Raw genomic sequence first — 17,707 nt, 5'->3', positions numbered from 1 at the left:
TATGCTGAAACGAAGAGTTTCTTGCCAATAAAAAAAGCCCTAGCATATAGCTAGAGCTTTTACGCTTATTAAGCTGATTGCGTTACAGATTTATCGATACGTTTTGCTTCTGACTCAGCCACAATAACGGCACACGCAGCGTCTCCCGTAATATTTACAGATGTACGAAGCATGTCAAGCAAGCGATCAATTCCAATAATCAATCCGATACCTGCTACAGGCAAGCCAACCGAACTCAATACCATTGCTAGCATAATGAGACCAACTCCCGGCACACCTGCTGTACCAATACTAGCAAGCACCGCTGTCAATACAACCGTCACAAGAGCACCCAGCGACAGGTCAACGCCGTATACTTGTGCAATAAAAATAGTCGCTACACCTTGCATAATTGCCGTTCCATCCATGTTAATGGTAGCACCTAATGGCTGGACAAAACTGCTGATGGACTCCGGGACACGAAGATTTTTTTGAGCCACATTCATTGAAATCGGAAGCGTTGCATTACTGCTTGATGTACTGAATCCAACTGTCATCGCAGGAGCAAAACCTTTAAAAAATTCAATAGGATTACGTCTGGCCATAAGAGCGACTGATCCCCCATATGTTACGATCGAATGGATAAACAGTGCGAGCACGACTACAATCATGTACAGCCCCATCGCTTTAATTGCCTCCCAGCCTTGACTTCCAACCGCGGTTGCAAGAAGCCCAAATGTTCCGTAAGGAGCAAACTTCATCACTAGATTTACAAGATACATCATCAATTCATTGCCTTGCTCAAGTAAATTGTAAAGCCCTTTTGTTTTACTTCCAAGCATCGTAATACCAAAACCGATAAAGATAGAGAAAACGATAAGTTGAAGCATATTCCCTTCAGCCATCGCTTGAATTGGGTTGACTGGAATCATATTTAAGAATGTCTCTCCAACCGGCGGTGCTTTTTCGGCTTCAAAAGAAGCGTTTTTTGTATCAAAAGATCCAAACGTACCCGGTTTAATTGCATATGCTAAAATTAAACCAATAATAATCGCAACGGTTGTTGTAACTAGGAAGTAGGAAACTGTTTTAGCCCCGATTCTTCCTAGTTTTTTAGGATCTCCTAAACCTGCTACACCTAACGTGATAGAGAAAAACACAATTGGTACAACAAGCATTTTAATTAAGCTTAAGAAAATTTGGCCAAGCGGTGTAAACAAGTACTTGTCCAGCGGAGCAAAAGCACTTGGAGCAAAAGCATTGATCAACACTCCTACAACAGCACCAGCAATTAGCGCGATAATAATCTTTGTCGATAGCTTCATAGATTTACCTCCCATAAATAAATTATATTAGAATGATTCTAACTACCATACTTATTTTACCATGCATTAAGAGCGATAACACTCAAAATATACAATATATTAAAAATTTTCAGATTAATAGTTTAGGAATATTTTTAGCTATACAAAAAACCATGAGAATATCATGGTTTCATAGACCTGTTATTCCCTCACTGAATGCTTACGGAGTTAGCTGTCGGATTCGGGTACGTGAGTTACCCTACTTGATTTATTCAAGATTCACCCCAAGTACACTACGCACAAATATGGGTCCCCCGTTCTCTTATAAAACAACAGAGATTAAGCAAATAATTTTCTTTAATATTTTTGCATGATAATAATTCTTACTTTAATTAAAATTCATTTTATATGTTTCTGTCAAGTTTTTATTCAAAAATAATGCAGGATTTCATCATAAAAAGTTGAGAATTGTTATATTTTAAAATATTTACATCATATTTCAATAAACCATAAACAGTTATTTAACAAGACTTAAAATCTAATGGATAAAAAATTAATTCAAAAAATAGTTTGTAAAGTGAACTTTCTTCTCATTAAATTACATTCATAAATTTGCATAATTATTCTAACGCTCACGTACTTTACTGCTTTCATAAATATTTTACTCAACAAAAAATAACTCTTTCCAACTGTTGATTTTATCCTTGTATTGCTTGATATACCCTCCCTGAGATTTCACTGAATTTATTGATGCAAAGAAATGGCCATTGTCAATTCGCCTTATTCTATTTAATTCGGCTCACGATAGAAGGATGTATTCCGTCATACTTTTTAAAAAAGAGCGGGTAATTATCATATAAAACTATCGGAGTTTGAGCGGTACAAGTTCTTTACTTTTTACTTAGTCGCTTTCGTTATTTAACACATATAAAAAAAGAGGCCGTGACGGCCTCTTTTTTTATACAGTAACAGGTTCAGAACTTGCTTTGCGATTCTTTAATTTTTCAACAATGTCACGTGCTACCCACACACCGCACGCACTTGCCTGCGCGAGTCCTCGCGTAATACCAGCTCCGTCTCCTCCCACGTATAAACCGGAAATTTCAGTTTCAAACTTATCATTTAACTTCGGACGGGCGGAGTAAAATTTCGCTTCCACACCGTAAAACAGCGTATGTTCAGATGCTAGCCCAGGCGTTACATGATCCAGTGCTTCTGTCATTTCAATTAAGCTTTTCATCGTATTGTAAGGAAGCACTAAGCCTAAGTCACCCGGTACAGCTTCTTTTAACGTTGGTTCTAAAAAGCCCTCTTTAATTCGAGTCGCTGTTGAACGACGTCCTTTTAAAATATCTCCATACTTTTGAACAACTAGGCCCCCGTTTGACAGCATATTAGCTAATCTTGATACTTCATGCGCATATTCGTTCGGCTGATCAAATGGATCCGAAAATTTATGAGAAACAAGCAGCGCAAAGTTCGTATTTTGACTTCCAAGCTTCGGATCTTTGTATGCGTGTCCATTTGCTAACATAATACCTGAATGATTCTCTACTACCACATGTCCTGAAGGATTGCTGCAGAACGTTCTGACTCTTGTACCTACAGACGTATTATAAATGAATTTCCCTTCGTACAAGTGCTTGTTGATTTCTTCCATAACAACGTTAGATGTTTCGACTCGAACTCCGATGTCCACTTGATTGTTAATCATTTTTAAACGGCGTTTTTTTAGTAAGTCGCTCATCCACTTCGAGCCGTCTCGACCTGGTGAAACAACCACTTTATCAGCCGTAATTCTTTCACCATTCTTCAATTCGATACCGCGCACGATATGCTGACCGTCTTCTTTTTCTGTTATTAAATCGGCTACTTCCGTTTTATACTGCATATCAATTTTTTCTTTTAAGTATTCATAAATGCTTTTTAAAATTTCTAAATTTTGCTCTGTTCCTAAATGACGCACCTGGGCACGCAATAGCTTTAATCCTGCTGCGTATCCGCGTTTTTCAATTTCACGAACTTTATCAGTTAACGGATCCGTAATCGTATCGGTTGCTCCGTGTTTTAAATTAATTTCATCTACATATTTAATTAAATCTACCACCTGTGATTCAGACAGATAATCCGTCATCCAACCTCCAAATTCACTGGTGATATTAAATTTCCCGTCTGAATATGCGCCGGCTCCACCGAAACCATTTGTAATAGAACAAGCGGGCAAACAGCCAGCAAACTCTTTTTTGCCAACCGCAGGCGGACATTTTTCAATTTTTTTCTGAAGAATCGGACAATTACGTCGATAGATATCGTGTCCTTTATCGATTAATAAAATAGTTGCTTCCGGTAATTTTAACGTTAACTCATAGCAAGTAAAAATCCCAGCGGGTCCTGCCCCTACCACAATAACATCATAATTTGAGTTCATTGTACATTCTCCCATCATCTTTTTTTCTTTGGGTAAAAGATAAAAGTTATTGACCGAATTTTCTTTTTTTATTATCATTCGGTTATTTTCTAGCCATTTGATAATATATCAAAAACAAACCCTTTAGTCAACAATATACACGAACATTGAAATAAAATATTTAAAAAACATTCGTTTTTATTCCAAGTAAATAAAAACCAGTGAACGAATAGCAAGCGCTATGAAATGTTCACTGGTTCTTTAATGTACGGAAGAGCAATTTCTACTTTTGTTCCTACTCCTACTTTACTCGCAAATGAAATATGCCCTTGATGCTGTTCGATTATTCGGTAGCTAATCATTAACCCTAGCCCCGTTCCTGTTTGTTTAGTGGAATAAAACGGTTCACCTAGTCGAGCTAAAGATTGCTCATCAATTCCACAGCCTTCATCCTCGATAATGACCATGCCGTATTCATTTCTTTTCTCAACGGTGACTTTAACTGTCCCTTTGCTCATTGACTCAAGCGCATTTTGAATTAAATTAATAAAAACTTGTTTAAGCGCATTTTCTTCACAAAAGATTGTAATCTCATCACTAATCTCATTAATAATACGACAGTTTTTATAATTGGCGTGTGTATCTAATAATAATGTCACATGACGTATGATTTGATTGAGACTTTTGGGGTGGTATGAATTTTCAATTTTAGGCTTGGCCAGCGTTAAAAATTCTTGAATAATGGATTCGACGCGATTCAATTCTTCAAGCATAATATCATTGTATTCTTCGTTGTACTGTTTCGATGCTTTTAACAGCTGAATAAATCCTTTAATCGCCGTCATTGGATTACGAATTTCATGTGCTACTCCTGCCGCTAACTTGCTCACCATTGTAAGCTTTTCAGATTTGCTTGCCATTTCATCATATTTTTTTCGATCCGTTACGTCGCGAATAATATACTGAATGGCATCCTGTCCTTCAAACTTAATTTTGGTTGCCGAAGATTCAATAATGACGACTCCTTTTTTAGTTAATAGTTTCACATCAACACGTGGCCTTACGGACATTCCATTCATCAGCTGAACCATTCGTTCTTTTACGATTTCTAAATGTTCGGGGTGAATAAAATGAAGCCAAGGACGCCCGATATACTCTTCTTTTTTCTCGCCGCCAAGAAGTTTAACACCAGCGGGATTCAAATATTGAATTCTGCCTTCTCTTGTTACAATAAATGCATCTTGACTTTGCTGGACAAACTGCTTATATTGCTTCATTTTTCGAATGACTTCCTCTTGCTTTTCAATACTTGAGGAAAACTCTTTCCACTGAACAACTAAGAGCGGAATATCCCCTTCCGTGCGTTGAATATGGATGTGCATCGGAAACTGCTGATCTACTTTTTTCTTAAGTAAAACAACTTCTTCCTCTTGCTTTCTTAACGGTTCCACTTCATGCTTTTCAATAAAAAAGCGATTTGGCTCTTCAAATACATTACAGGAAAGAAGTCGTTCTTCCGTCGTTTTAAAAAGATGGCAGCACGCTTCATTTAAAATTTGAATATCTCCATCCATATTCATTACGAGCATTGGTGTAAATGACATTGAAAATAGCTGTTGAAATACTTTTTCCTTTTCCATATATTCACCTTCGCTTATTGAGTTACTAGCTATAGTATAATATGGTAAATGTTGATTTGGCAAAATTTTTTTATTATTTAAACAATTTATATATAAGTTTGTCCTTTTCTATCTGTTATAAAAAGCTCGCACATGCGAGCAAATGAGGCCTAATCAGCAAAAACAGGTGCAGCCAATGATGATTAATAAAATAAATAGCACAACAATTAATGCAAATGACTGACCCGTTCCGCAATGATGATAACCGCTAATTGGATAGTGGCAAGTATCATATAGGTGGTGATAGCCTCCGTGATGGCATGGGTCGTAACAATCGTAGTTATACATAGCAATCTCTCCTCTTGTTTTTTTTATTCATTTCGTACACTGTACTTTATATGCGTTAGTTGATTGTCCTGTATGTGCATTCGCCCATTTTTTACTTTCTCTTACGCCATATTCGCCTTTTGGGCTGCAGCGTATACGAAAACAACAAAAGTAAAATACTTCCCATTACCAGTAACGTAGTAAAATCTTTCAGAAACTCAATAATGACCCCTATATACGGGAGATGGTATGCGTAGCTTCCAATCACTTTAAAAGAAGCAGGCAAAGAATCTCTTTGAGCTGTAACCAGTACATCAAGCTCTGGATTATGGGCCAGTACAAGTTCATTCTTTGAAGAAGATAATTCGTCTCTAAAGACAACTATATCTCCGCGATGCAGATGGTGATAATCCGTTTCTTGAACGGTCACGGTGAAACCAAATAGGCTTGGAACTGTACTAACAAATAAAAATGTAAAGCAGATAGCATAAAGAACAAGTACATATCGAAACGCAGAAAACATACATTTATTCATCATAGGTAATCAGCTCAATTCGCTCGGTTACTTTATTTAGCGCGGGGGTAATGTGAATAAATGAAGTAGAGCGCTCTGTAAATTGAATTAAAAGTAGCAGCAGTAAAAAACTTAACATAATTAACCGTAGCATCCGAGCATAAAAATCGCGCATGCTCTCACTCCTTTTTTCTATACTAATTTCGGTCGTACAATAAGCCTTCAGTCAATAATTTGATTCAGTATATGCACATAGAGGGCATTTGGCTCATTGTTTCTTCTTGGAGATCTCGGGAGTGATCAGTGATCGGCATAAATTATGAATTTTAGCATATGTTTGGTTACGTATGGAAATGTTTTTATACTCCGACAATAAGGGAGCTGAATATATGGCTAATTATTCCTTTGATCAATATATTAAAAAAGCAATGAAATACGATTTTCTAGCTAACTACTATAAGTATAGTGATCCATCTAAGCATATTCATTATTATCAAAAGCATTTGTACTATATCCAGCAGGCCATCTTAACTTCTTCTGAAAATACGAATCTGCGCGTAAATCCGCCGCAAATTCGTATACTTCACGCTTCTCCAGATTCTCCATCTGTAGATATTTATATTAACAACAAACGAGTGATTCGCAACTTAACTTATAAACAAGAAACAGATTATATTGAATTACAAGAACCTGGAAGATATACAATTTCTATTTATCCCGCTGGAGAAACCGGAAGACCTGTTTTAACGGAATCATTTACATTTGAAGGAAACCAAAATTACACGGTAGCGGCGGTAGATGAACTAAACAAGCTTGATTTATTGTTTATCTATGACAATACGGATGTACCAAGTGGAGAAACAAAGCTTCGGTTTGTGCACCTTTCTCCTGATGCTCCTGCTGTAGATATTGCGGCTAGAGGCGGAGACGTCATTTTTTCCGGAGTGCAGTTTAAAGAAGTCACAAAATATTTGCCTTTGTCCCCCATGCATGTTCAACTTAGCGTACGCATAGCAGGAACCAAAAATGTAGTACTCGAAATCCCTGCACTGAACCTTCGTCCGAATCGAACATATACGGTATATGCCGTCGGATTTGCTAAGAGCCGTCCTGCATTAGAAGCGCTGATCTCCCAAGATCGTTAACAAAAAAAACCTTCCAAATTGGAAGGTTTTTTTATTCACTGCGCGAAATTAAACGTACGCGAATATCATCATTTTTCAAATCAAACTTTTGTACTTTTACAGCAAAATCACTCTCTAACTTCATCTGCTGTAACGCTACGTATACTGATTCATTCTTTGGATCAATCATTACCCATTCTGGTAGCGCAAAGTTATTATTTACGTATCGAAGCACTGTGCGGACAGGAAGCTGCAGCTTTCCAACAGAAAGTGACTGCTGTTCAAGCACAATATCTCCATTTTTTTGTACGATTGGATCAAATGTCATTCGAATATTAATGTCATCGCCGAATACTTGAATCGTACCGTCTACTCTTACTACATCGGTGAGAGTAATTTTGTAGTTAAGCGGCTGATTCTTAAATTCTTTCTTTAAATATTTATCAATCAGTACATTTAAGTCCGCTTTTTTAGCCAAAATAGTTAGTTCTGCGTCTCCTTCTACTTTTTCAGAGGGAGTTGGATTGGCCTTGTCAACCGGTTGAAAAATAAACGCAATAATAAGGATAGCCCCTAGAACATTAATCCCTAATAACGCGATAAATAGGGTTTTCCACTTCTTCATATAACAATCTCCTTACTCGTTCCCACTCTCTTTCGTGTTTTTCTCTTTTTCATCAGATGTAACTTCTTTTACTGTTTCCTTTTTCTGATCTCCAACGAGAGGATCTTCTTCCTCCATTGATTTACTAATGCGTTCAGCCATTAGTTTGTACCCTTTTTTATTAGGGTGAAACTCGTCTTTCCCTAATAAATTTACGTCAGAATCATAAAAAATATCATCAATTTTTACATAACTTACATTATCATATTGAGAAGCAATTTTCTCGCTTGCCGCATTCCATTCATTAATAACGACATTAATTTCTTTCACATCACTTAATGATTTAAAGAATGGATTATAAAAACCAATTAAATAAATATGAGCATTAGGATTAAGCTTACGTATACGTGAAAACACGTCATTTAGACGTCTTTCATATTTTGACTGCTGTGATTCAAACGTTTTAATTGAGATATTGTAAAAGTAATCTCTTACCACTTTCATCACGTCATTGCCGCCAATCGTCAAGAAAACGATGTCTGCTCTTGATACTTCAGCTGCTACTCCCGGCTGATTTAACCTCGCTAATAGCTGATCCGTCCGGTTTCCTCTTTTGCCTAGATTCTCTGTTCGTACATTTTGCACTTCATTTTGTTTAGAAAGGTATTTAGTTAAGTATGGTACATAACCGCCTTTTTTAGACTCATCTCCTACTCCTTCTGTTAATGAGTCACCAATGGCTACAATATCTAAATCTACAGGAAAAAAGCCTTTCGGAATATGCTTTTTAGGTGTTAAATCCACTTCTTTCTGAACGGCTTCTTCTTTATTGTCCGTCGGCAAAAAAGTCGTCGTCGAACAGCTCGCTAACACCACCGCACTCATACTGCTTATCACTATACTTTTCCATTTTCTCATCATAACACCTACTAACTATGCTGTATTCTCGCTGTCACAAGCAATACTGCTTACCGCTCTGAATAACTATATCTTTATATCTTATCATACTATGTCAAGTTGATATTTTACTACGTTTCTTATATATAGTATATGTAAAAAAAAGGATAAGCATGTTTCTTTCATAAAAATATCCGCTAACACATCACTATAAAGATAGCTGTGTTTGGCGGATAGATTTGACGGATTTATAGCTCTTACTGAAGGGTTTTGATATCTTTTATCATATCTTCATAAGGAGGATCAGTCACTCCCTGATAAGATTTTTGAATGACTCCATCTTTGTCAATTAGAAAAAAATCCGTACCGTGAATAACCTGCGGATTTTCTTGTGGCTTTTTCACAATCGTTTTAAATTGGTCCAGAGCAAACTTTTCAATTTCCGCTTGTTTATAACCCGTTAAGAAATCCCAATTCGAAAAATCAGCGCCAAATTTAGTCGCATAGTCCTTCATTTTCGGTGGAGTGTCCACTTCAGGGTCTACGCTAAATGAAACAAAGCGAACGTCCAGCCCTTCATCCTTGGCCATTTTTTGTAATTTAGCCATATGAGCCGTCATTGGGGGACATACGGTTTCACAGCTTGTGAAGATAAAGTTAGCTACCCAAACGTTCCCTTTCAGCTGACTTAGCCCTACTTTCTTTTGATCTTGGTTAACATAAGAAAAAGAGTCCATCTTCCAATTGAGAGGATTTTCTATTTTGGAACCACAGGCTGTTAACATCATACAACTAATGAGCAGTAAAAAAAACAATTTATAAGACCAGCTTTTCATATGTTCCTCCTGCACGGTTAAAGTTTAGTCATAGCTAGGGAAAATCAAGGTAAACGTTGAACCTTTTCCTGGTATGCTTTCCACTTCAATTCTTCCATTCATTTGTTCGACCAGTTGATAAGACACCATCAGACCAATCCCTGTTCCTTTTTCTTTTAAAGAATAAAATGCTGTTCCCAGCCGTTTCACTTGTTCACTGGTCATGCCTATACCAGTATCTTCAATTTGAATATGTACCTGTCCTTCTCGCTTGTAAAGCCCTACTCGAAGCGTTCCTCCAGCTCTCATGGCTTCAATTCCATTTTTCATAATATTAAGCAGAATTTGATTCAATTCGTTTCGGCTGCCGCGAACATACACCTCTTCTTTTGCGTCTAATTCTATGAGTATATTATTTGTTAACAAAGCATAAGAAGATAATAAGTCTACTAAGCTTGTAATACACTCCAAGCAGTTAATAAAACGATGCTGATGAACATCCGGCTTGGCTAAAGATAAATAGTCATGAATAATCGCTTCCGCTCTGTCCATTTCGTTAATCATAAGATGAATGTAACTTAATTCAGTGTTTGAAAGCTTTGTGTTATCTTGAAAAAGCTGTAAAAACCCTTTTACCACCGTCATAGGATTTCGAATTTCATGGGCTACAGAAGCAGCTAATTGACCAATTGCATTCATTTTCTCTGCTCGCTGCAATTCCTTTTGCATTCTCGTTTTTTCCATAATAACTTCCAATTCATCAATCGCTTTAGCAATTCCATCTTTTGAATGACTGAAATTCGTTTCTACGTTCAGCTGTTCTTTTGTTGCTGACACTTGTTGAAAAAGCTGCTGAAGCCGCTCGGTCATTTCATTAAATCTTGTGTGTACATTCCCTAACTCAGAATCATCTTCGTATGTCAGCTTCACATCAAACTTCCCTTGACTTACTGCTTGAATTCCTTCTACTAATTCTCCTAGGGGCGACATTAATCGCCTTAGTCCCCAGTCTTGAATAACAATAATGAAGGTAAACAAAATCGTAAACGCAACGGCCAAAGCCACAATTAAACGTTTTTGGTAGATATAGATAGCGCTTGCATCTATATCTACACCAAGAATAGCCACGACTTTTCCGGAGCTGTTTGTAATAGGCGATAAAACGGTTATCCACGTCCCGAATTCGTCTTTGTATGTAGATGTTACGATATTTTTCTTTTCTTGTTCTGCTTGCTTAAATGATTTGTAAAATTCTTCTCCTCCATAATAAATCATGGATGGCTCTAGTGATTGCTTAATTTTCTTATTCGCTGTTACGATAATCTTATTTCCATGCGACTGGAATTTTTCGGTCGTCATAATATATCCCTGCAAGTACGACGGATGCAATTCGTAAATCTTTCTGAACTGCTTTTCTAGCTCGTCTTTTTCAGGAATCGTCCCGTTCCTTGAATCCACTGCTGCTATTACGTCTTGTTTAGATAAAGACTCCCTCCATAAATCGGCCATAATTAACGCGTGCTGCGTTAGTGTCTCTTTTGCCATCTTTTTTTGAACTTGATAGCTAATGGCTAAAGAAATGACTCCAAGGGCAACTACAATTAAAGTAGAAAATAAAACCGTTTTGTTAAACACACTCAAATTTCGAATATATTTTTTCATCGGTATACTCCGGATTCAAAAGAATAGTAACCAGCACAGCATTCGCTGGTAGAAAGTTGATTCTATTATATCACACGTTGGTCCACTTCTCTTTCCTCTTTTTCCAAAAAAGAGAAAGCCAAAAAAGTGACTTGCAAAAAGCAACCCACTTTATTCAGCAAAATACATAAAACCAATTGCACCAATACCTGTATGCGTTGAAATAATAGGCGTCGTATCTTCAATCGAAAATTGCGTATAGCCCCTTGCCTTCACAATTGATTCTTTTAACTTAGAGGCGAGTCCAAATCCATCTGCATGTACAAGCCCTACTCCTTTAATACTTTTTCCTTCTGTATGCTCTTCGAACTGTTTCGTTAAAAACTTAACAATTTGAGAATGGCTGCGCACTTTAGCAACAGGAGTATATACTCCGTCAGCTAGAGAAGCAATTGGCTTAATATTTAAAAGAGAACCGATCAATCCTTTTCCTCGTCCAATACGTCCACCTTTAACCAAATTTTCAAGTGTATCAACTACGACAAAAAGATTCGTATTTTGACGCACCTCTTCCAAGCGCGTGATAATTTCTTCTACTGTATGCCCATCTTCAATCATTTTCACCGCTTCAAAGACTTGAAACGAAAGAGCTTTTGTAATGTACATAGAATCAACAACGGTGATGTTTCCTTCTACCATTTGAGCCGCGCTTTCAGCTGCTCGAACAGTTCCGCTCATTCCTCCAGTCATATGAATCGAAATGACGTCATACCCTTCACTAACTAATCGTTCATATACTTCAACAAAAGAACCAATAGCTGGCTGAGAGCTTTTTGGTAATTCTTTTGAATTTTTCATTTTTTCAATAAAATCTGTCGGCGTTAATTCTACGCGATCTAAATACGTTTCATTATCAATGTTAATACATAAAGGTATCATCTCAATACCGTATTTTTCAGCTTCTTCCAACGTTAAATCAATTGTTGAATCCGTTACCACTTTAATTTTCGCCATGTGTTCACCCCTATAAGATGCATTGCAGACTAGTATAACATGAACACTTACAACAATATAGTTATAATAGAATGCAAGTTTTGCTAATTCGTAAAACGCATGTTCAACCTTTTATATTAACAAAAAAAGTTGACTCTGCTGAAATATTCAGAAAAGTCAACTTTTACGTTTATGCATTATGTTTTAATACATGAGACTTAAAGAGCTGTTCGTAATCTTTCCATTTCAACACGCGTTTTAAATATTCTTGAAACGAGTAGGTTTGCTTCGGAACTGATTCGTTCGTGATTTGTCTAATAAATAAATCAAGTTTTGCAGATAACATGAACCGAAACGTGCTATTTTCCTCTAAAACTGGAATTTCAGTAATTTTTACTTTTTGACCACTGACATGTTTAAATTCAAGGCTTTTTAATAGCAAGGCGATCAACCCTCTTTTTACCCGTTTATTTTATTATAATGCTTCAGGCACTTTCTGTCTTGATAAAATAAAAAGAAAACACAAATATTTTTTAAAATAAAAATGCTTCATCAACTTATTCGACAGTTGATGAAGCATTCCTTTTTAAAACGACCTTCTATTTAAATAAATAAGTGAAACAAGTTGCTTTCTTTATTAATTTCTGTGTAAGGGAATCCTTTTTTATCCATACGATTAATCAGTGGATAATAATCTTCTTTATGCTTAAGCTCAATTTCCACAAGTGCCGGTCCGCTGTCTTTGTTATTCTTTTTCGTATACTCAAAGCGCGAAATATCGTCTGTCGGTCCAAGCACTTCGTCTAGAAACTCACGAAGAGCTCCTGCGCGCTGAGGAAAATTAACGATAAAATAATGCTGTAATCCTTCATAAATCATTGAACGTTCTTTGATTTCTTGCATACGTCCAATGTCATTGTTTCCTCCGCTGATGACGCAAACAACCGTTTTCCCTTTAATTTGCTCACGGTATGAGTCAAGAGCAGCAATCGAAAGAGCTCCTGCTGGTTCTGCTACAATCGCATTTTCATTGTATAGAGATAAAATGGTTGTACAAACCTTGCCTTCAGGAACAACTACAATATCGTCCACAAGTTCTTTACTGATGTCATACGGAAGCGTTCCAACTGTTTTAACAGCTGCTCCGTCTACAAATGGATCGATTGCCGGTAGCGTCACTACATTTCCATTTGCTAAAGATGTCTGCATACCAGGCGCGCCTGCTGGTTCTACCCCAATCACAGCTGTTTGAGGCGAGATGCTTTTTACGTATGTGCCGACACCGGAAATTAATCCGCCCCCGCCGATACCCGCAAATACGTAGTCAATTTCATCTTCACAGTCATTGAACATTTCAACGGCTACTGTACCCTGTCCTGCAATAACGTCTACATCATTAAATGGGTGAATAAATGTTCGATGTTCCTCTTCACTGCATGCAATAGCTTGTTCATAAGAATCATCAAACGTATCTCCGATTAGTACGACCTTTACGTTATCTTTGCCTAAAAATTTCACTTGATTAATTTTTTGGCGCGGCGTTGTGCTCGGCATAAAGATTTTACCATCGATGTTTAAATGACGGCACGCATATGCTACACCTTGTGCGTGGTTTCCTGCACTTGCACAGGCAATTCCATTTTCTAATTCTTCTGGGGATAACTTTTTGATTCGATTGTACGCACCGCGAATTTTAAATGAGCGCACCACCTGTAAATCCTCACGTTTTAAATAGATATTACATTCATATCGTTCAGACAAAACGTCATTACGCTGTAGTGGTGTATGCACAACAACATCTTTAATCAATTGATTTGCAATCATGATGTCCTCTAAATGTACGTGTTTTGTTCGATTATCTACTTGTTGTTTCATAACCAACTTCCTTCCTCTTCTACCATTATTAATTTGTACATTATATCACAAAAAATTTAGAAAAATCATTATTTTTCATTAATAATAACTAAAAAAACTTTTCCAACTATTTTACTGTCCACATACTTTACATATGTTTAGCAAACGCTAAATAGACTTACAAAATTGCCCATACTTTCTACATGCAGCTGATGCGATAACAGGTATAAATTAAGAAAGGTTGTGGAATAAATGGAGTTTTCACTTCAAAGTCTTGAAAGTGCCGTTCCGTGCGAAATAGTTGCAGATGAAGAAAACGATAGATACATGCTTCGCAAAGCAGATACGAGCGGAGAAATTTTTAATACACCAAGCGAGCTGATTCAATGGATTGAAGCTAACTGGAGCCCTGAACAGTTTGTGAGCCCAGCGGCTTTTCACGAAATGATGAAGCAATTAAAATCAATATAAAAAGAGATTGAAACATAACGAAATCAATCTAAAGACGAATAAATGGAGTATAGAAGCTAGCTAGTAGGGGGTGCTTGTTACACCGCATTTGATTTCCATGCGAGACTTTGCTTTCCGCGGGCGGCCGGTGAGCCTCCACTCAACTGCTAAAAGCACCTACATACATGAAATCTACCTTCATCCTTATAATGAAAAGATCCGAACGATTCAACGTTCGGATCTTTCTTCGACTAACATACTTTGTCCCAGACTCGCGTTTTTTATAAACAAAAGAGATCAGCTTCGCTCGTATACGGTAAAATAATACGTGTAGGGATTTTTTTCATCTTTAATTCCTTGCTGCTTCGAAATAACTTTCCATTCGCTCAGATCAATCGCAGGAAAATGTGTATCTCCTTCAAAGGATTCTTCAATATGCGTAATATAAAGTCGGTTTGCAACGTCTAATGTTTGTTCATACAGAGTAGCTCCGCCAATCACGAAGAGCTCGTCTTCTTTTTCAGCATCTAATGCTTCTAGTTCCTCAACTGAATGAATAACGGTTGCTCCTTCTTGCTGATAATCTTTTTGACGCGTAAGAACCACATTTTCGCGATTAGGAAGCGGTCGTCCAATTGATTCAAATGTTTTTCTTCCCATTACAATCGTATGACTCGTTGTGATGCGCTTGAAATACTTTAAATCTTCCGGAAGACGCCATGGCAAATCATTCTCTTTACCGATCAGCCTGTTTTGATCCATTGCGACAATGAGGGAAATCATACGCTCACAGCTCCTTTGATGTGAGGATGCGCATTATAGTCTACTAACTCAAAGTCTTCAAATTTAAAGTCAAAAATTGATTTTACGTCTGGATTGATTTTCATTTTTGGCAAAGCATGAGGCTCACGCGTCAACTGCAGGTTTACTTGTTCAATGTGATTGCTGTAAATATGCGCATCGCCAAACGTATGAACAAAATCACCCGGCTCTAAATCACACACTTGTGCCACCATCATTGTAAGCAGCGCATATGAAGCAATGTTAAACGGTACGCCTAGGAAAATATCAGCTGAACGCTGATACAATTGACAAGACAATTTGCCGTCCGCTACGTAAAACTGAAATAAGCAGTGACACGGCGGTAAAGCCATATTGTCTACATCAGACACATTCCAGGCGCTTACCATTAAGCGGCGAGAATCAGGGTTGTTTTTAATTTGATTGATAACATTGGTAATCTGATCAATTTTTTCTCCGTCCGGCGTTGGCCATGAACGCCACTGATGCCCATACACAGGGCCAAGCTCGCCGTTTTCATCCGCCCATTCATTCCAAATGCGCACGCCGTTATCTTGTAAATACTTAACGTTTGTATCTCCTTGTAAAAACCAAAGCAGTTCATGAATAATTGATTTTAAATGAAGTTTTTTTGTCGTTAATACCGGGAAACCTTCTTGTAAATTAAAACGCATTTGATAGCCAAATGTGCTAATTGTACCTGTTCCTGTCCGATCTTCTTTTTTTGTTCCATTTGCTAACACATGCTCGCAAAGTTCAAGATATTGTTTCACTTCCGACACTTCCTTTATTAAAAAGTCCTTTTCTATTGTATAAGTGTTCACGAGCTAAGTAAACAACTAAATCTCAGCTCATGCAGAAAAGTTTTTTATCATTTAGATACGCAATTCCCCCTAAAAAAACGAGAATGAGACCTAACAAAATCAATTAAATAATCGAGTATGAATCGCTTATGACACCGCGGTTGCTCTCCGTGCAAGGCTTTGCTTTCCGCGGGCGGCTGATGAGCCTACTCGTCGCTTACACTTGGGGGATCTCATCTGTTCCGCTTTCCCCGCAGGAGTCTTCGCCTTGCCCTCCAATCAACCGCTAAAAGCAACTAAATAGATTAAATCTACGTTCACTATCAAAATAAAAAGATCCGAACGAGTTAGATTCTCTGCCAAGAATCTCGATTCATCGTTCGGATCTTCCTTCGGCTAAACTACTTTTTTAACAGCTTAGTCTTTGTTAATTAAATACAATTGTGCGGTTTTCATGCACTAAAATGCGGTCTTCTAAATGCCATTTTACAGCACGTGCGAGCACCGTACGTTCAATTAAGCGGCCTTTTTTCTTTAAGTCATCCGCATCATCACGGTGGTTCACGCGTTCAATATCTTGTTCAATAATTGGTCCTTCATCCAAGTCGTCTGTTACATAGTGAGACGTAGCACCAATTAACTTTACACCTCGTTGATATGCGCGTTCATATGGACGTGCTCCAATGAATGCCGGTAAGAATGAATGGTGAATATTAATGATACGATACGGATTTTCAGCCACAAAAGTCGGCGTTAAAATTTGCATATAACGCGCCAAGATAATTACGTCAATATTATAATCTTTTAATACCTGCAGCTGTTTGGCTTCTGCTTCTTGGCGAATGTCTTTTGTCGCAGGTATATGCTTAAACGGTATACCGAATGATTCAACCACTTCGCGCGCATCTTCGTGATTGCTCACAACGACAGCAATGTCTGTCATCAAATCTCCGCTTTCCCATGCCCACAGCAGCTCTAGCAGACAATGAGGCTCTTTTGACACAAAAATAGCTGTTTTTTTCAAATTATGAGCATATGTAAACTGCCAGTTCATTGAAAATGTATTGGCAATTTTTTTGAAATTTTCTTCTAGTTTTGCTTCTTTAGCTAATAAATCCTCACATTCAAATTCGAAACGGATAAAAAACATCCCCCCTTCGTGGTTCGTTGAATGTTGACTTGATTCTACAATATTTGCACCGTGCTCATGTAAAAACGTAGATACTGCCGATACAATACCCGGTTTGTCCGGACAGCTAATTAGCAGCCGACCGCGATTTTTATATTTCTCTTTATATGAAGTTAAATGTTTTTGAATATGCGATTTCATGTAATTCCCTCTCTTTTTTTAAATATACAGACAATTGTACCATTATCCTTGTAGCGATGCGACATTGAAATAGTGCTTTGACAAAAGAAAGCCCAAACGTTTGCTTCAGCTTGTGTACTTGTTGTTTTAACATCCACTCCCATTAAATCGTTCATTCACTCACCTTTACGTTCTACACATACCTAAAATGAGTGTTTCCTAAAGTGCTACAGCTCATCCCCTTCGCTTCCTGCTTTTGAATTAAC

19 protein-coding genes and 1 riboswitch are annotated in these 17,707 nt (G+C 37.5%); of the genes, 2 read left to right on the top strand and 17 right to left on the bottom strand.

What is annotated here, in order from left to right:
* Positions 1-68: 68 nt before the first annotated feature.
* The 6 genes from AC0C45_RS04415 to AC0C45_RS04390 form a co-directional block, all read right to left on the bottom strand.
* Entirely contained in the window at positions 69-1,304 is a 1,236-nt protein-coding gene (locus AC0C45_RS04415) for a dicarboxylate/amino acid:cation symporter (protein ID WP_014458546.1), read from the bottom strand.
* A 180-nt stretch (positions 1,305-1,484) separates the two neighbouring features.
* Positions 1,485-1,639, bottom strand: a riboswitch (cyclic di-AMP (ydaO/yuaA leader).
* Between the two features lie 602 nt (positions 1,640-2,241).
* Positions 2,242-3,711, bottom strand: a complete 1,470-nt coding sequence (locus AC0C45_RS04410) for an NAD(P)/FAD-dependent oxidoreductase (protein WP_013084690.1) — start codon at positions 3,709-3,711, stop codon at positions 2,242-2,244.
* A 218-nt stretch (positions 3,712-3,929) separates the two neighbouring features.
* Positions 3,930-5,330: an ATP-binding protein gene (locus AC0C45_RS04405; protein WP_013058734.1), complete on the bottom strand. Its 1,401-nt coding sequence runs from the start codon at positions 5,328-5,330 to the stop codon at positions 3,930-3,932.
* Between the two features lie 153 nt (positions 5,331-5,483).
* Entirely contained in the window at positions 5,484-5,657 is a 174-nt protein-coding gene (locus AC0C45_RS04400) for a YjcZ family sporulation protein (RefSeq protein ID WP_080967524.1), read from the bottom strand.
* Positions 5,658-5,748: 91 nt separating this feature from the next.
* Positions 5,749-6,174 (bottom strand): hypothetical protein, encoded by a 426-nt coding sequence (locus tag AC0C45_RS04395; RefSeq protein WP_016765317.1) that lies wholly within the window; start codon positions 6,172-6,174, stop codon positions 5,749-5,751.
* The gene (locus AC0C45_RS04390) at positions 6,164-6,325 is read right to left on the bottom strand and encodes a hypothetical protein (protein ID WP_013084692.1); all 162 of its coding nucleotides are present in this window, start codon (positions 6,323-6,325) and stop codon (positions 6,164-6,166) included. The genes AC0C45_RS04395 and AC0C45_RS04390 overlap by 11 nt, the downstream gene beginning before the upstream one ends.
* A 214-nt stretch (positions 6,326-6,539) precedes the next feature.
* On the opposite strand from AC0C45_RS04390, the gene AC0C45_RS04385 reads away from it, so the two are divergent.
* Positions 6,540-7,295, top strand: coding sequence for a DUF4397 domain-containing protein (locus tag AC0C45_RS04385; protein ID WP_034649350.1), 756 nt, complete (start codon positions 6,540-6,542; stop codon positions 7,293-7,295).
* A 31-nt stretch (positions 7,296-7,326) separates the two neighbouring features.
* Here AC0C45_RS04385 and AC0C45_RS04380 read toward each other — a convergent pair whose 3' ends face one another.
* The 7 genes from AC0C45_RS04380 to ilvA form a co-directional block, all read right to left on the bottom strand.
* Positions 7,327-7,899 carry a YpmS family protein gene (locus tag AC0C45_RS04380; protein ID WP_472927922.1) on the bottom strand — a complete coding sequence of 191 codons (573 nt, stop codon included), beginning with the start codon at positions 7,897-7,899 and terminating at the stop codon, positions 7,327-7,329.
* Between the two features lie 12 nt (positions 7,900-7,911).
* A complete protein-coding gene (locus AC0C45_RS04375) occupies positions 7,912-8,799 on the bottom strand; it encodes an SGNH/GDSL hydrolase family protein (RefSeq protein ID WP_234943464.1) in 888 nt (295 codons plus the stop codon).
* A gap of 233 nt (positions 8,800-9,032) precedes the next feature.
* Positions 9,033-9,611: an SCO family protein gene (locus tag AC0C45_RS04370; RefSeq protein ID WP_034649347.1), complete on the bottom strand. Its 579-nt coding sequence runs from the start codon at positions 9,609-9,611 to the stop codon at positions 9,033-9,035.
* A 24-nt stretch (positions 9,612-9,635) separates the two neighbouring features.
* On the bottom strand, positions 9,636-11,252 hold the full coding sequence (locus AC0C45_RS04365) for an ATP-binding protein (RefSeq protein ID WP_171776677.1): 1,617 nt from the start codon (positions 11,250-11,252) through the stop codon (positions 9,636-9,638).
* A 150-nt stretch (positions 11,253-11,402) separates the two neighbouring features.
* Positions 11,403-12,245: a DegV family protein gene (locus AC0C45_RS04360; RefSeq protein ID WP_013058742.1), complete on the bottom strand. Its 843-nt coding sequence runs from the start codon at positions 12,243-12,245 to the stop codon at positions 11,403-11,405.
* Between the two features lie 169 nt (positions 12,246-12,414).
* Entirely contained in the window at positions 12,415-12,666 is a 252-nt protein-coding gene (locus tag AC0C45_RS04355) for a YpmP family protein (RefSeq protein WP_013058743.1), read from the bottom strand.
* Between the two features lie 161 nt (positions 12,667-12,827).
* A complete protein-coding gene (ilvA, locus tag AC0C45_RS04350; RefSeq protein WP_472927920.1) occupies positions 12,828-14,099 on the bottom strand; it encodes a threonine ammonia-lyase IlvA in 1,272 nt (423 codons plus the stop codon).
* A gap of 231 nt (positions 14,100-14,330) precedes the next feature.
* Here ilvA and AC0C45_RS04345 point away from each other — a divergent pair, with 231 nt between their 5' ends.
* The gene (locus AC0C45_RS04345; protein WP_034649345.1) at positions 14,331-14,549 is read left to right on the top strand and encodes a hypothetical protein; all 219 of its coding nucleotides are present in this window, start codon (positions 14,331-14,333) and stop codon (positions 14,547-14,549) included.
* A gap of 276 nt (positions 14,550-14,825) precedes the next feature.
* Here the strand turns inward: AC0C45_RS04345 and AC0C45_RS04340 are convergent, their stop codons facing one another.
* The 4 genes from AC0C45_RS04340 to AC0C45_RS04325 form a co-directional block, all read right to left on the bottom strand.
* On the bottom strand, positions 14,826-15,311 hold the full coding sequence (locus AC0C45_RS04340; RefSeq protein ID WP_016765324.1) for a dihydrofolate reductase: 486 nt from the start codon (positions 15,309-15,311) through the stop codon (positions 14,826-14,828).
* Positions 15,308-16,102: a thymidylate synthase gene (locus AC0C45_RS04335; RefSeq protein WP_013058746.1), complete on the bottom strand. Its 795-nt coding sequence runs from the start codon at positions 16,100-16,102 to the stop codon at positions 15,308-15,310. Before AC0C45_RS04335 ends, AC0C45_RS04340 begins: the two co-directional genes overlap by 4 nt.
* 457 nt (positions 16,103-16,559) lie before the next feature.
* Positions 16,560-17,462 carry a formyltetrahydrofolate deformylase gene (gene purU / locus AC0C45_RS04330; RefSeq protein WP_047930741.1) on the bottom strand — a complete coding sequence of 301 codons (903 nt, stop codon included), beginning with the start codon at positions 17,460-17,462 and terminating at the stop codon, positions 16,560-16,562.
* Positions 17,459-17,617 carry a hypothetical protein gene (locus AC0C45_RS04325; protein WP_472927919.1) on the bottom strand — a complete coding sequence of 53 codons (159 nt, stop codon included), beginning with the start codon at positions 17,615-17,617 and terminating at the stop codon, positions 17,459-17,461. The genes purU and AC0C45_RS04325 overlap by 4 nt, the downstream gene beginning before the upstream one ends.
* Positions 17,618-17,707 lie beyond the last annotated feature (90 nt).

The organism is Priestia sp. VA7 (genome assembly GCF_055710015.1).
This window is presented reverse-complemented; position numbering and strand designations above follow the sequence as displayed.

What these genes read in the sequence shown, in the direction of transcription:
- AC0C45_RS04415 (WP_014458546.1), bottom strand. Translation starts at nt 1,304, where the DNA reads ATGAAGCTATCGACAAAGATTATTATCGCGCTAATTGCTGGTGCTGTT.
- AC0C45_RS04410 (WP_013084690.1), bottom strand. Translation starts at nt 3,711, where the DNA reads ATGAACTCAAATTATGATGTTATTGTGGTAGGGGCAGGACCCGCTGGG.
- AC0C45_RS04405 (WP_013058734.1), bottom strand. Translation starts at nt 5,330, where the DNA reads ATGGAAAAGGAAAAAGTATTTCAACAGCTATTTTCAATGTCATTTACA.
- AC0C45_RS04400 (WP_080967524.1), bottom strand. Translation starts at nt 5,657, where the DNA reads ATGTATAACTACGATTGTTACGACCCATGCCATCACGGAGGCTATCAC.
- AC0C45_RS04395 (WP_016765317.1), bottom strand. Translation starts at nt 6,174, where the DNA reads ATGATGAATAAATGTATGTTTTCTGCGTTTCGATATGTACTTGTTCTT.
- AC0C45_RS04390 (WP_013084692.1), bottom strand. Translation starts at nt 6,325, where the DNA reads ATGCGCGATTTTTATGCTCGGATGCTACGGTTAATTATGTTAAGTTTT.
- AC0C45_RS04385 (WP_034649350.1), top strand. Translation starts at nt 6,540, where the DNA reads ATGGCTAATTATTCCTTTGATCAATATATTAAAAAAGCAATGAAATAC.
- AC0C45_RS04380 (WP_472927922.1), bottom strand. Translation starts at nt 7,899, where the DNA reads ATGAAGAAGTGGAAAACCCTATTTATCGCGTTATTAGGGATTAATGTT.
- AC0C45_RS04375 (WP_234943464.1), bottom strand. Translation starts at nt 8,799, where the DNA reads ATGATGAGAAAATGGAAAAGTATAGTGATAAGCAGTATGAGTGCGGTG.
- AC0C45_RS04370 (WP_034649347.1), bottom strand. Translation starts at nt 9,611, where the DNA reads ATGAAAAGCTGGTCTTATAAATTGTTTTTTTTACTGCTCATTAGTTGT.
- AC0C45_RS04365 (WP_171776677.1), bottom strand. Translation starts at nt 11,252, where the DNA reads ATGAAAAAATATATTCGAAATTTGAGTGTGTTTAACAAAACGGTTTTA.
- AC0C45_RS04360 (WP_013058742.1), bottom strand. Translation starts at nt 12,245, where the DNA reads ATGGCGAAAATTAAAGTGGTAACGGATTCAACAATTGATTTAACGTTG.
- ilvA (WP_472927920.1), bottom strand. Translation starts at nt 14,099, where the DNA reads ATGAAACAACAAGTAGATAATCGAACAAAACACGTACATTTAGAGGAC.
- AC0C45_RS04345 (WP_034649345.1), top strand. Translation starts at nt 14,331, where the DNA reads ATGGAGTTTTCACTTCAAAGTCTTGAAAGTGCCGTTCCGTGCGAAATA.
- AC0C45_RS04340 (WP_016765324.1), bottom strand. Translation starts at nt 15,311, where the DNA reads ATGATTTCCCTCATTGTCGCAATGGATCAAAACAGGCTGATCGGTAAA.
- purU (WP_047930741.1), bottom strand. Translation starts at nt 17,462, where the DNA reads ATGAAATCGCATATTCAAAAACATTTAACTTCATATAAAGAGAAATAT.
- AC0C45_RS04325 (WP_472927919.1), bottom strand. Translation starts at nt 17,617, where the DNA reads ATGAACGATTTAATGGGAGTGGATGTTAAAACAACAAGTACACAAGCT.